The organism is Chitinophaga qingshengii (assembly GCF_014529935.1).
Classification (GTDB): domain Bacteria; phylum Bacteroidota; class Bacteroidia; order Chitinophagales; family Chitinophagaceae; genus Chitinophaga; species Chitinophaga qingshengii.
Genome location: NZ_JACVFC010000001.1, coordinates 1,133,884 through 1,148,488, shown reverse-complemented (window position 1 = coordinate 1,148,488; position 14,605 = coordinate 1,133,884). Strand labels below are relative to the sequence as shown.

Below are 14,605 nucleotides of genomic sequence, written 5' to 3'. Positions count from 1 at the left end.
TGGCATAACTATCTCGGCCGATGCGTTATACCTGGTTAGATTATTTGATGACTTGGGTGCGATGGGGCAGGAGGGAGCAACCAACTTTGGTATTTTTAAGCAGGGAACATGGGAGAAGAATACTAAGGTGGAATTGATAAGCCCTTCCTACATGAAATATTATAAGGATTTTGGGGATAATCCGCCATCACCCGGATACTTTTACATAAGTGAGTCAACGGATACATCTCCTCAATATTTTACGCCTGGAAGTTATCTATTCAGGATAACTGATTCCTGTGGCGTTCATGATGTACCCTTTGTTGTAGCAGAAAAGGATGTTTACAGATATAACTGGAGCATCACCAGTCAACAGACTTGTGGCGGTTTGAGGATAACACCAAATGGAACTAAAACATTTGGAGGAAGGACTGATAGTGATGTTTATTATCGCATCGTTGACGGTCCTGACCAAAAATGGGCTATTATAAGAAATGGCGGGAGTTTTACCGTCTCTGTACCGGGTAGCTATAGAATTGCAATCGGAGCGAGTCCGTACCCCGGTGACCGTATTGTTAACGTAAAAAAAATTCAATATAACCTGCCTAATGAACTGAGTATTGACCGCCGCACCACGCTAGGTTATGTCTGCCCCGGGGCTGCTCCTAATACGGGTACCATTCGTGTTTTTGCGGCAGGTGGTTATAGCGGCCTGAACACCTATACCTATAAGCTGGCAGAACAAGGTAAAGGTAAGGACGGTCCGTTCCTTGATAGCAATACTACCGGTTACTTTACATCCAATAGTCGTTATTCACTCATGAAGAACACCAACTATTCCATCAGGGTAGTGGATAACTGTGGAAATGCTATCGTCCAGGATGTTCAGATTCTGGACTTCGCCACCTATCAAATCATCACAACAGACAAACCCATGTTCTGTGTGGGTGACACTGCCTATTTGAAGGCAATTAACCTACCCACCAGCGCTAAACAATACCGGTGGGAATTTCCTAATGGCCAGATAAAAGAAAGTATACAAAATCCGATTATTTACAATATTGATTCTTCCTGGGCTGGTAAGTATAAGGTTACTATCAACTCCGATTTGTGTGGGCAACCTATTAAGGGTGAATTTGATATGAAAGTGGCACCCTATACCGTCCGCTGCTATAGCGCAGTAACCGATACCAGTGTCAATCCCTATATCCACGGTTTACTCGGCAACTGGCGTCCTTTCCGCAGTTATGTCTACTACGGCGCCAGGGCAGAAGCGGATCCGGGGGTGAAAACGGATATCCGGAAAGACGGCGCCTACAACGACTTCATGAACTTCTGGGAAAAACAGACTGCTTCCTGGACGCCCCGGAAGGATACCACCCGCTGGGTATGGAATGCAGAAAGTACCGTTTTCAGTAAAAAGGGATTTGAATTGGAGAACAAGGATCCGCTGGGAAGATATAACGCCGGGTTATATGGTTATGACGGTGCTGTACCGGTAGCCGTAGTACAGAATAGCCGTTACCGTGAGTCAGGCTTTGATGGCTTCGAGGACTACAGTTTTGTGGCTGGCAACTGTGGAGACGATCCTTGCCCTGTAGGCCGTCATTTTAACTTCTCCCGTTACAAAAATAAATTATCCACGGAGCAGAGCCATACCGGCCGGTATAGCCTGAAAGCAGCCAAAGGCGACAGTATTATGTTATCTGCATTGGTAACTGACAGTGACCGGCAATTGACAGCGCCGGACTTCCAGCAGGCAGAAAAATGTAACATGACGGTACTAAAGGCAGTGAGACTGAATCCCGGTGTATTGGTTCCTGATTTTTCACCGGTAGCGGGTAAACGTTTCCTGTTTAGTGTATGGGTAAAAGAAGAACAGGATTGTAAGTGCACCACCTATACCAGTAGTGAAATCACGTTATTGGTAGGCGGCCCGGTGAGGGTTACTGCTACGGCACAGCCTAAAGGCGCCATCATCGATGGATGGCAACAATATGAAGGGGTGATTGACGTGCCGAAAGGTTCCACCGCTTTTAACGTGGTGATTGTACCTAAAAATAACGTGAACGTATATTACGACGATCTCCGGATCCATCCCTACAACGCCAACATGAAGTCTTTCGTGTACGACCCTGTAAACCTGCGACTGATGGCCGAACTGGATGAGAATAACTATGCCACCCTCTATGAGTATGATGACGATGGTACCCTGATCCGGGTAAAGAAAGAAACGGAGCGTGGTGTTAAAACAATTAAAGAAACCAGGAGCGCACTCCTTAAAGAAACCGCGCAATGATGAAAAAATCCTTGTATACCCTATTTCTGTTGCTGGTGATCGTTTATGCGGCGCCGTTATATGCGCAGCCTTTGCAACGCGATACCGGCGGACTGGCAGCTGAGATGGCAGTCATGTTTAAGGTATATGCCAGTAAACAGTATGCTTTTGATATGCGCTATACTTTTGCCTCAGCTCTCAAACCGGAGAAGATCGTTGATTCCACCACCGGAAGGCTGGAAGTAGCTGACGGGCAGTGCTATTATACCATGGGAAACAGCATCAGTATCACCAATGGCCGGTATAATATCATCCTGCAATCCACCATGAAAAAAATGCATGTTTCAAAACCCCGCAGTGGTGATCAGACCTTGAAAGTGATGCAGGCGGGGTTCCCCGTTGCAGCAGTAAAGAGCTGGTCTGTTATTCAGCAGGATAATGAACGGAGCTTCCATGCAGAATTTCTCCCCGGTCTTCCGTTTATATCATTGGATGTAAAACGGGATATGGCCGGCGGTTATCTGACAGAAATGCGTTATCTCATTCCAGCTAACCAGCTACAACGTTTTGGCAGCGGGCATAGTAACGAAGATGAGGAGTTTGGCGACTATGCCATTGTGCGCGTTACCTATACCCAGGATAAAAAATATAAACCTGATATGGCTGTTTTTGATGAACTGCGTTATTTCCGTAAAACGGAAACAACGCTCGAGCCGGCGGCGGCGTTTAGCGGATACCAGGTATTTAAAGCATCCCCAGACCTATAGAAATATATGAAACCTATTTTGCTGAAAGTAGTATCCCGCTTAAGCTGGTTGTTACTGCTACTGTTGATGATGAACAAAAGCCAGGCGCAGACTGGTACCGGTATCGTATTGAAAAAATCACTGGAAGGCGCCCGCGGTCAGCTGGTGAAGGATTCTGTGGTGGCGATACAAGACAGTATTTATTTTGATGCCGGTCTTACTCCCAAGTTAGATACCCCTTATCTGGTACGGAATATTGTTACATTCCGGCTCAATGAACACAGCAACTTTTACATTGGGGTACCTTTTACAGCTACGCTCAAAGCGCGTGTTTTCTATACCGGCGCTACCGGAGGCGAGAATTATACCGATCAGGATTTTGTGATTAATTATGATACGGCCGGAACATATACCATGCGCCGGAGCTTTGTGTTCAACAATGCGCATAAGGTAAGGGTGCAGGTGATGGGCATTACCCATACCGCAGGGAAAGATATTTCCCCTGTGCTGGTGCTGGACAATGAGATGGAGGTGCATCCCAAATATAAGCTGGAATGCAACCTGGATGCGGTGAAGGAAGTATATCTGACAACGCCGGATGTACCGGAGCCGGATGAGCTAGTGGTATCCTGGCCGGCGATTCAGGGGGCCGATGTATACGACCTGGAGTGGGCCTATGTAGATTCGAGCGCGCTGGAATCCGGTCGTTACGGTAACCCGGTCATGGCTTCAAAGATTTTCGCCAACAATACGACACGCGTTACCGTACCGGGCAATACCTATGCGATACCGCTTTTGTATGATAAAATAGGCGTGCTGTATTTCCGGGTGAGGGCGGTGCAGGAGAAGAGTAATGATGTGCGCTGGGAGACGGCGTGGAGCAGCAGCTATAGTTCTGGTTTTGGTAAATTTATTTTCAATGGTCATCAATCAAAGTTAAACTGGCAATCATCCATTTCCTTCGCGGAAGACGGTAAACGCAAAGTAGTAGTACAATATTTTGATGGTAGTCTTCGTAGCAGACAGACGGTTACCAAAGAGAATACCACCAATACAATCACGGCTGCTGAATCTTTTTATGACTATCAGGGAAGGCCGGTCATTCAGGTACTGCCGGCGCCTACGCTGGACAAGGTGATCAAATATACCCGTAACCTGAACTCCGCCCTGAACCGGCAGGAATACGACAAAGACCAGTATGATTATCTGGCCAGGGAGGAAGATTTCCTGAATGCCGCTGCCGCACCTATGGATACCACCAGTGGGGCTAACTGGTACTATTCCCCGGCGAATAAGAACAATTATCCCTTAAATAAATATATTCCGGACGCGGAAGGTTTTGCTTTCACAGAAACTTCCTATACCCAGGACAATACCGGCCGCATCAGCCGTCAGAGTGGAGTTGGACCTACTTTCAAACTGGGGAGTGGTCATGAAACAGAGTATTCCTACAATACGCCCACCCAGGAGGAACTGGATGCCATGTTCGGGACAGAAGTAGGGCTTAGCTCCCATTATTTCAAGAATGCGGTGACCGATGCTAATGGACAGGTGTCCGTGAGCTATACGGATATGCATGGCAGAACGATTGCTACCGCGCTGGCAGGCCGTGCAGACAACCTGAACCTGGAAGACCTGGATAACAAAATATCAGAGCATGTAACCGATAGTTTATCCGGCGCCGGTAAAAACACCATCAGCGAAAGAGGACTGGAAAGTCAATATGCCTTGCTGGTGCCTAAACCTGGCGACTATACGTTTAGCTATCAGTTGACCCCGCCGGTATTAAAGAAAAAGGATTGCAACGGGCTGGAGCATTGTTATATTGGTTCTTATGATCTGAAGATCACCATCACCGACGACGCCTTCAATCAGCGGTTGGGTGGAGAGCCTTATGTGATCACCTTAAAGAACTATAACGCGCTTCAGCTGACGAATAATTGCGAGGCACCTGCGCCTATCACGGCGACGTTTAAGAAGCTGTTACCCAAAGGTTCCTATATCGTCACCAAACAGTTGATAGTAAGCAAACAGGTAATGGATTTTTACCGTGACAGTATCTTTCTGCCGGGTAGTGAGTGCATCACGATGGACTCGCTGATCCGCAAAAAGAAACTGGAATACCAGCAACTGCCCTGTGGCCCTGCTTGTGGTACCTGCGATAGCGCGAAGATAGAACAGGATGATATATTGAAGGCCATGTTGCAGGATGTGTCGCCGCCATCCGGCCAATATGCCAGATCAGCGGAGGCAGACAAAGTGTATTCTATCTTTTACGGAACTGGTCGTTATAATCATGAGAGCCTTCAGTATCTGAATGCAAAAGGTGAACCAATGACAGTCACAGATCCGGTAACCGGTAAACTTGTTACTCCCCAAACATTAACCCCGGCGGATTTTGCCAATGCTTTTCAGCCCTCCTGGGCTAATACCCTGCTCCGTTTTCACCCCGAATACTGTAAGCTGGAGGCTATGCGGCGTATTGAAAGCGCGCAGCGGTGGATTAAGGATTTTGAGAAAGTAGATAGTTACGCGGAAGCCAAACAGAAAGGTTACCTCAACCCGATGGGAATGAGTGAGATGACGGTTTTCCCTATTGTAACGCCAGACCCGCTGCCCGCACCAGCCGCAGCGAGTATGAAAAATAAGTTGAAGGTGTTTCAACCGGGATACTCTCTTTGGGCTGCTGCCACTCAGATGGTGATGTGTGTGAACAAAGCTCCCGAGTGTGCCGAGCATTACAAGAATAACGCCTATGCCTTTAACGATAGCATCATGTGTGCAGGTGACCTGGACATGGCCTGGCGGAGTTTCCGTAACCTGTATCTGGCTTACCGGCGCCAGTACATATTGGAATGGCTGGATGGGCAGCAGTGCCCCTATGATGCCAGAACAGTAATCAATTGGGGAAAAACAACCCGTTTCAATAATGCGGCCGATGCCGCCAGGCAGGCTAATATACCGATCACGGTCAAGGATAGGCAGGAGCTGGAGCGCCAGATGGATAGCCTGTATGAAAGTAACTGTCGCGCTTATGTGGCCAACTGGGTGAAACAACTAGCCCCTTGTAAGTATGACACTACAGCGCTGAAAGAGATCATGGAGAAGATGGTGGCGGTATGTAAGGCTGGTTCTGACAGCGCCCACCCACGTGGCGCCAGCAGTGTAAGCCCTGCGGCTAAGAATCCGCGCTATCATTCTTTTGAGGAGGTATTAAAAGACTATAATGATAAACATGAGATCACAGATCCATTAATTTGCAATACCGAATTAATCACTATACCCAGACCCTATGACAAGCAGGTGGCTATGGGTGATCCCGGCAAATATACCCGGCCAAAAGACTGCGAGTGTGAAAACCTGGCAAATCTGAAGATGGAGTACCAACAGCGGAAAGGAAGTGCAGACACTACACTGGCCGCCTACTTGAAACGGGTAAGGAATATTAAAATATCCCAGTATACACTGGACCAGGTGATCAATGCCTGTAACGAAAGTAAAAACGACCATTGTACCTATTACTCCAAACCGATCAGTATCCCGGCCTTCCTGGATTGTGGGGTGGCGCCGTCTTGTGTTCCTTGTAAGGTAACGGACTCACTGGTGACAACTTTCCAGCTCACATATCCCGGTCTGAAACCGGCGGTGGGTAGCGTGGATTCTGTACAGGTGAGCATTAACCTGTTGTTTGCGAAGTATATGAATAACCGTTTAGGTTATACCATGGAAGCCTGGGAGTATTTGAAATTCATCGACAGCTGTGGTAAGGTGCCTTCCGGCAGCGGTAAGATGGTCTGCGTACCGGGTAGCGCCGCCTCCAAACAACAGGTGCGCACGTTTATGAATGGTAATGCCAGCATTTTCCGGGATGTCCGGGTAACATCCGATAATGGTTTTGTCATGGCCGGTTCTACTACTATCAACAACATTGTGGCCGCCTATATCGTGAAAACCAACGAGACCGGTGACCTGCTTTGGGGCCGGACTTATGGTGGCGATATGTACGATGTTTTCAACAAGATCACGCCCACCCGCGATGGCGGTTACATTGCCATTGGTACCACCAACTCCAACTGTTATGATAACGGGGCCATGCTGGTGGTTAAAGTAGATGCCTATGGTGATGTGCTCTGGAATAAAGTCGTTGACTTTGGTTCGGACCATGGTGGTGAAGGTAAAGATGTGTTGGAGACAGCTGAAGGAGATATTGCACTGGCGGGTCTTCGCCGTACCGGTACAGCTGCCACCGACTGGGTAACCGGTGTACTCACGAATACAGGGGAATTACGCTGGATGAAACAAACCGGCTCTTCTCAAACCCGTAAAAATATCAGTCTGACGGAAAGGGGGAATACCCTGATTGCAGCCAGCTCCATTATGGAAGGCAGCGATTACGATGCGGTGATTTTGAAAATCAATAAAGAAGATGGTCAGCAGATCAGTTCCCAGCAATATGACATTGACGGTAAAGCCAATACTACCGGCAATATCCTTGCTGCTTCAGATGGTTACAAGTTAGCCCTGAGCAGTGGGAACAACAGTGTCCTGATGGATATTGCTGAAAACGGCGGTATTACCGCTGCCCGTCAGCTACCGATGCCGGCAATAGGGCAAACCGATCCTGACTCCTGGACCATCGCCGCTACAGCCGATGGTGGCGTAATAGCCGCTCATGCCAATATCGATGCTTACTGGTATAAGTTCAATGCAGGTAACAACCTGGAATGGAACCGCCGCGGTGTTATCAATGGTCAGACCGAACAGGTGCGCCGTGTGGTACAACATCCCGACGGTACCTACGCTGCCGCTGGTGAATCCCAGGCGGCTAAAAATCATGGGCTGCTGATGCGGGCTAATAAAGAAGGTCGTACCGGTTGTAATGATGCCACGGAGAATATCGTTGTTACTGATATAAGGAGTAATGTGGTGCTGAAAGCCCCTGCAACACAGACTACCGTCAACCTCAATACCAACAATATCAGTACGGTAGCGCTCAGAGGCCTGTTGACAACTCCGATCATCACTGCCCAGGGTTGTCCGGGTATCGACAGCTGTTTCCTCGTATACGACGGACCGATGCTCTGTGGTAATGTTACCAGCGCCTTTGAAGAAATAGAAGTACCGGAAATTACGGCTTGTTCAGACACTACCATCATGTCGGAAACCAAGGGTATGGAGTTGTACTTCATCTACCGGGATTCTATCCGTAATGATTTTGATATCGCCTATATCAGCGCCGTTTTGGGGGCGGATAAACTGGAGCAGTTCGCGGTATCCTATACCTCCGCAGAATACCAGCATACGCTATATTACTACGATCAGGCAGGTAACCTGGTGAAAACGGTGCCTCCAGCCGGTGTGAAAATTGACCGTTCAAAAGACTGGACAGACCGGGTAGCCAATGCCAGAAAGACCGGTCAATCGCTTACTCCGGAGCATGGACTGATCACCGACTACCGGTATAATACCCTCAACCAGGTGGTGGCACAGCATAGCCCCGATGGTGGAACTTCTCATTTCTGGTACGATCGTTTGGGCAGACTGGCGGTTTCCCAGAACCTGCAACAGGCGCAGAATAACGCATACAGTTATACGTTGTACGACGGATTAGGCCGTATTACAGAAGTAGGGGAGCTGCTTAGCAGTTCGCCGATGAATGATGCCATCAGCAGAAGTGCAGCCGATCTGGCGCAGTGGGTATTAAATGCCGGCAGCAACCGGTCACAGATCACCCGTACTGTATATGATCTGCCTTATACAGGCGACGGACCTATCCTGAAGGCGACCAACCTGCGTAACCGGGTTTCCTGGAGCGCGGTATATAACAGTATTACCGATACCCTGCCTGGTAACCAGGCATCCGCCAGCTTCTACAGTTATGATATTCACGGTAACGTACGTACGCTGGTGCAGGAATACAATAACGGTCCCGGTAACGATGGTAACCGTTTCAAACGTATCGATTACGGGTATGACCTGGTTAGCGGTAAGGTGAATAATGTCAGCTACCAACGCGGCATGCCGGATGCCTTCTATCACCGGTACTCCTATGATGCTGAGAACAGGCTGACAGATGTGGAAACAAGCCGTGACAGCGTGTATTGGGAAAAAGACGCGAGGTATCAATACTATAAACACGGACCACTGGCAAGAACGGTGATCGGTCAGCAACAGGTACAGGGCCTCGATTACGCCTATACGTTGCAGGGCTGGTTGAAAGGCGTGAACAGCACCGCCCTCACACCCAGTTTTGATATGGGCCATGATGGGGCTGCCAACGGCATTACCGCTAAAGATGCGTTTGGTTTCTCCCTACATTACTTTGGTGATAACGACTATAAGCCATTGGACCCGGCTGTGAAGCCATTTGCTTCCGCGGGAGCCGGTCTCCCTGCCCTGTATAATGGTAACATCGCCGGTATGACCGTGAATCTGCCGAAAGCAGGGGTACCGTTGTTCTATACTTATACCTACGATATATTGAACCGCCTCAAAGCAATGAAGGCGGCGCATAACCTGGATGTCACTACCAATACCTGGTCTCCCATAACAGTGGATGATTTTGCAGAGCGGATTACCTACGATCCGAATGGTAACATCCGGGACTATAACCGTAACGGTAATAAAACATGGGCTGGTAAGCCCCTGGAAATGGACCAGTTGAGTTACACTTATACTAATGGTACCAACCGGTTACTGCATATCAAAGACCAGGTAGCGAAAGAACAATACGATATCGATATTGATAGTCAGGATGATAATAACTATGCCTATGACAGTATTGGTAACCTTGTTCATGACAAGCAGGCTGGTGTTTCCATTAAATGGAATGTTTATGGTAAAATCAGCCAGATAACCAAAGATGATAACACGCAGATTTATTATACCTATGACGTAGCTGGCAACCGTATCAGCAAAAAGGTGGGAGACCGTCTTACGCGGTATGTGTGGGATGCTTCAGGCAATGTGATGAGCGTGTATGAATCTGGTAATACAGCTGTTAATAACGGTCACCTGACACAATCAGAAACGCATCTGTATGGTAGCGGTAGACTGGGGATTAGTAATTTTACTACCTTGGTCGATAATCCAGAGCCACCTACATCTGTGCGGCTAGGTACACTGGGATCAGGAACTTTTACTACATTTACCAGAGGAGATAAGTTCTTTGAATTGGGTAACCACCTGGGGAATGTTCTGGCTACTGTAGGAGACGACAAACGAGCAGTTGCCGGTACAGGCGGCGTGATTGATCATTACGAAGCGAATATTGTATCTGCCCAGGATTATTATCCGTTTGGGATGATGATGGCGGGTAGGAAATGGAGTGCGGGTGGTGGATATCGTTATGGATTTAATGGGCAGGAGAATGATAATGAAGTGAAAGGAGAGGGGAACCAGCAGGATTATGGAATGAGGATTTATGATCCGAGAACAGGACGGTTTTTGAGTGTAGATCCTTTGACCAAACAGTACCCACATTATACACCATACTCTTTTGCGGGAAATAAGCCAATTGCCTTTGTTGATGTGAACGGAGCCGAAGAGGGCCTTGCTTCTCTATGGAGTCGATTTGTCCGAATGTTTATTTCAGTTCGAGGTAATCACTCAAACGATCGGGAGGCAGAGGCAGAACGGCAGTCATCATTAGCGAGTGGGCGTGCTGCAGTCGCTGATATAGCCGAGAAATCGGAGAAGGTCTTAGAACTACAAGGGAATTTGGTCGCTTTCTTTCCTGGAGGAAGTACGTTATTTGCTCTGATAAACCCCAAAGCCACTAAGAAAGATGTAATGGTGGCAGGAGGGTTAGACGCTGCCGCAGTTCTCCTGCCGGGTGTTAAACTTGGCAAACTTAAAGGTACCCTTCAGGACAAGTTTATTAGTAACTTTGACAAAGCGGCTAAAAAATTCGGAACGAAGTGGGCTGATTTTTCATCTTCATGGGAGATTCATCATATAATACCCAAAGGGTTGGCTGATCATCCATTGGTTAAGAAATTAACAAAAGCTGGATTGTTTGATATTGAAGGACTTGAGAATGGTACAATTCTACCAAAATACAGTTCAACCAGAGGTTTGACAGATGGTATGCATGCAAGTCATCCGGAGTATAACAAGTATGTGGCAAATACGTTAACATTGATAAACGACGATCTTAAAAACTCCATAATCACCTTAGGTGAAGCTCGACAGAGAGTTAGCAAAATGAACGAAAAAATTATCAATGCTTTTGAGGAAATAATGCAAGATCAAAATAAAGTTGATAAAAGAATAAATGAATATTTTCGAGAGCTAAATGAATCAGGAAGAAAATTATAATGCTATGATACAAGGTGATATTTATCGCATAAGTTATTCTACAGATCCGTTAGAAATAGGGGTCTTTCCGCAAGCTAGTTTTAGCTATTTTGAAGGTGTCGATTCGGACGATATAAGCTATTTTTCAGATTTGTCTAAAGTGACTAGTGGGATTAAAGTTGTGGCAGGGGCAAATTTTACGGATTTTTTAAATGTAATCGACTGCGGTTGCCATGAAGGACTTATATGTAGTGAAGAAGCACTGTTGTCGATACAGGAACTTAAGCTTCCTCCTAAACAATCCTTAAGGATTAATGCATTAAATAAAAAAAAGTTGTCAAGAAGTTACTGGGTGAATTTATTTGATCATAATTTTTATGATTTTATAGATTATGCTAAGTCCCGGTTTATAGCAAAAGGTTTTGTGGATAGCGATATATTGATAGAAGAGGAGGATAGGCAGCGCTTTGAGGAAAGATATTTGCAGATTAAGAGGCAAAGTCTATTTGCGGTTTACCCTGATGAAGTGTATTTGAAAAAGGAATTAATTGATAAGGTTGATCTGTTTTCGTTTCCTAAGTATGGAATAGATTTGTATGCCACCGCAAATTTTTACCGTCTTTATTTGGAACGAAAGATGTCAGGACTACAATTCGAGCCAATTAAATCTTTCTTTTTTTATTAGATTTAATGTGTAAAATACCTTATGTATTTCCATTGTCAGCGTTCAACAAGAGTCATGTCGTATAAGAATGCTTCGATATGCTTCAAATGTTCTAGAGATTTAACCTTGCAATGTAACTTCCTGGAGAAAAAAACTCTGAGACCTTTTTTTTTATTTTGAAGATATATCAGGAAGTATAAATAAACAAGTATATCCCTATTTCCTATACCATGAAATTTCTATTCCCATTCATCACCATTGTTCTCTTAACCGCCACCACCCGTGCCCAGCAGATCTACCAGATCCGCGCTGACAGTGTCCGTATTTACAACGTCTGTGACACCGCTGAACTGATTCTCGAAAACCGGACGCAGGGCACGCTGGGCTTCCTATTCAACAAAGGTGGGGGCCGTACGGAATTCCGCCGGCTACGCCTGGAAAAAATAGGCGACTCCCGCATTGCCATAAGCGGACAGGATACGATAGACCTCCGGACTTTAAGTGGCATCGGTGGTATTGAAAGCATTTCCCGCCAGGGAGATGATATTGTTTATATCAAAAACGGACAGTCTTACAGCGTATATGCGCCATTACCTCCATTTGTCTTTGTTCCGCATAAGGGAGCTACCGGTGTGGAAGGTTTTGCCAACAACCAGGTGGTTGGTTTTGATGCTTATGACTCTCCGGATATGCCGCCTGTAGCGGAACGGCTAAAAACAGCGCCATTAGAGGCCAGGCAATTTTATACGGGGCATACTGTCCTGTCAAATGGCCGTGGATACCAGATGGCGGTTAACTGGGACGGTGAAGAAAGGGGTGTCCTGGGGGCATTTCTCCGGAACAAAGATGACACCAGGCAGACCTGGGGGGCATGGCGTGAGTTATTGTTTAGAGACGCTGCCGACAACGGGTACATTAAAAACGATACCGCCAAACAGATTGCCAACTTCCAGATACAAGGGCAGGGAGCCATTGTAAATGACTACGTTTTTGACAATGAAGCCTATCATATGGGTAATCTGGAGCTAAGGTCTGCTAATAACCCCGGTATCGGTTTTCACCGGCCGAATCGTTTTGGCTGGACGTTATATTCAGATGATTACCTGCGTCTCAAAGGCCGTGGTAATCATGGAGAGGATGTTACCTTCTGGCATTCCGGTAATGCGCCCCGTCCCCTGGTGCAGCACAATTACAGATTACATCCTGATGATGGTACCAGCGCGGATTATTTTGCACAAGGCGCTACGTTTTCGTATGGCGCCAGTACCCCCTATATCGGCCCTTTATTATCATTTGGAGGATTGAACGGAGGATATGATTGTCAGATTAATGCAGATTATGGAAGTAGCGGGTTGATTGCTTTCCGCGTACGAAATGGTGATCGTCAGGCATGGGATACCTGGAGACGGTTTATACATGATGGGGAAGTAGCCACCAAAGGAGCTAATATGGTTCTCCGGACGGAGGCCAATGGTTACCTCGGCCTGGATAACTGGATACGTGTAGCGCCTGTTACCGGTATTTATACTGCTGCCGGCAGTCACTTTTATCCCAGAACACCCGTGATCTGGTCATTTAGACCAGAGGCGGGCAACGCTGAGATGTTCCTGGAGTTACAGAATTCAGGTGGATATAGCCTCGGCGGATTTTACGCTGATGGTACGGGCAATATGGGTATTGTTAACGCGTTGGCGCAGGGATACCGACTGAGAACGGACGCCGCTGGTAATGCCTACGTAACCGGACAAGTCCAGGCAACCTCTTTCTTTCAAACTTCATTAAGAAGCCTGAAAAAAGACATACAGCCGTTACCGTATGCTGCCTTGCCGGTACTGATGAAAGCCCAGGTCCGTTCGTTTAAGTTCAAAGCTGACAGTACCGGGAAAACCAACATTGGTTTTATTGCAGATGAAGTGCCGGCGGAGATAGCTACACCGGGAAGAAGTGGAGTGGATCAGGCGAGTACGGTAGGCTTACTGGTAAAGTCAGCACAGGAACTGAATGAAGAACAAGCTGTTTTAAAACAACAGTTAAAAGATTTACAGCAACAGCTGAAAGATATGCAGCAGCAACTGAAACAGCAGGAACAGCTTATTCAGCAGCTGCTACAAAAAAAATCCTGATCATCCTATGAAACATATTTTTTCATTGTTATTACCCATCCTGCTGATGCAGGGCGCCTATGCACAACTACAACCTGCCACATTAGTGATCGGCCTGAATGTGCATAAAGTATGGGTGGCGCAGAATAATTATCTCGTTACCCATAATGAAATCCGTCAGAAGGTAGCGGAGGGATATTTTACAGCGTTGAACCTCGCGGCGATTCCGCAGGATAACGCCTGTATCACGTCCGCCAATGCGAAGTTATGGCTGAGTATCGATGAGACAAAGTTGCCTGCTAATGGCCGGTTGCCGGTATGGCAGGAACTGGTTCCTAAAGCGGTGGCGCCGGTTTGCAATGGTTTTGATCAAAAGGTTATCAATGGTGTGTGTGAGACGGCGAAGAAGACACTGTGGAACAGTGAACTCATCATAAAGAACGGAAAAAGTTACTGTAAGCTTACGTATCGCTACAAGTTTAGTGATGGTAGCTATTTTGAGCTTTTTGAATATGGAGATGGTTGTGAATAAAATATT

At 46.8% G+C, this 14,605-nt stretch carries 6 protein-coding genes; all 6 read left to right on the top strand.

Annotated features, from left to right (window positions below):
• The first annotated feature begins 367 nt into the window (after positions 1-367).
• A complete protein-coding gene (locus tag ICL07_RS04045) occupies positions 368-2,278 on the top strand; it encodes a hypothetical protein (RefSeq protein WP_188086655.1) in 1,911 nt (636 codons plus the stop codon).
• Positions 2,275-3,024: a LolA3 family protein gene (locus ICL07_RS04040; protein ID WP_188086654.1), complete on the top strand. Its 750-nt coding sequence runs from the start codon at positions 2,275-2,277 to the stop codon at positions 3,022-3,024. The genes ICL07_RS04045 and ICL07_RS04040 overlap by 4 nt, the downstream gene beginning before the upstream one ends.
• A 6-nt stretch (positions 3,025-3,030) precedes the next feature.
• Positions 3,031-11,322, top strand: coding sequence for an RHS repeat-associated core domain-containing protein (locus ICL07_RS04035; RefSeq protein ID WP_188086653.1), 8,292 nt, complete (start codon positions 3,031-3,033; stop codon positions 11,320-11,322).
• A complete protein-coding gene (locus ICL07_RS04030; protein ID WP_188086652.1) occupies positions 11,300-11,986 on the top strand; it encodes a hypothetical protein in 687 nt (228 codons plus the stop codon). The genes ICL07_RS04035 and ICL07_RS04030 overlap by 23 nt, the downstream gene beginning before the upstream one ends.
• Positions 11,987-12,195: 209 nt before the next feature.
• Positions 12,196-14,088: a tail fiber domain-containing protein gene (locus tag ICL07_RS04025; protein ID WP_188086651.1), complete on the top strand. Its 1,893-nt coding sequence runs from the start codon at positions 12,196-12,198 to the stop codon at positions 14,086-14,088.
• A gap of 7 nt (positions 14,089-14,095) precedes the next feature.
• Positions 14,096-14,599, top strand: a complete 504-nt coding sequence (locus ICL07_RS04020; protein WP_188086650.1) for a hypothetical protein — start codon at positions 14,096-14,098, stop codon at positions 14,597-14,599.
• Positions 14,600-14,605: the final 6 nt, after the last annotated feature.

Bases quoted from the DNA above. Each gene is read 5' to 3' on its own strand.
- ICL07_RS04020 (WP_188086650.1), top strand. From the start codon at position 14,096: ATGAAACATATTTTTTCATTGTTATTACCCATCCTGCTGATGCAGGGC.
- ICL07_RS04030 (WP_188086652.1), top strand. From the start codon at position 11,300: ATGAATCAGGAAGAAAATTATAATGCTATGATACAAGGTGATATTTAT.
- ICL07_RS04040 (WP_188086654.1), top strand. From the start codon at position 2,275: ATGATGAAAAAATCCTTGTATACCCTATTTCTGTTGCTGGTGATCGTT.
- ICL07_RS04035 (WP_188086653.1), top strand. From the start codon at position 3,031: ATGAAACCTATTTTGCTGAAAGTAGTATCCCGCTTAAGCTGGTTGTTA.
- ICL07_RS04025 (WP_188086651.1), top strand. From the start codon at position 12,196: ATGAAATTTCTATTCCCATTCATCACCATTGTTCTCTTAACCGCCACC.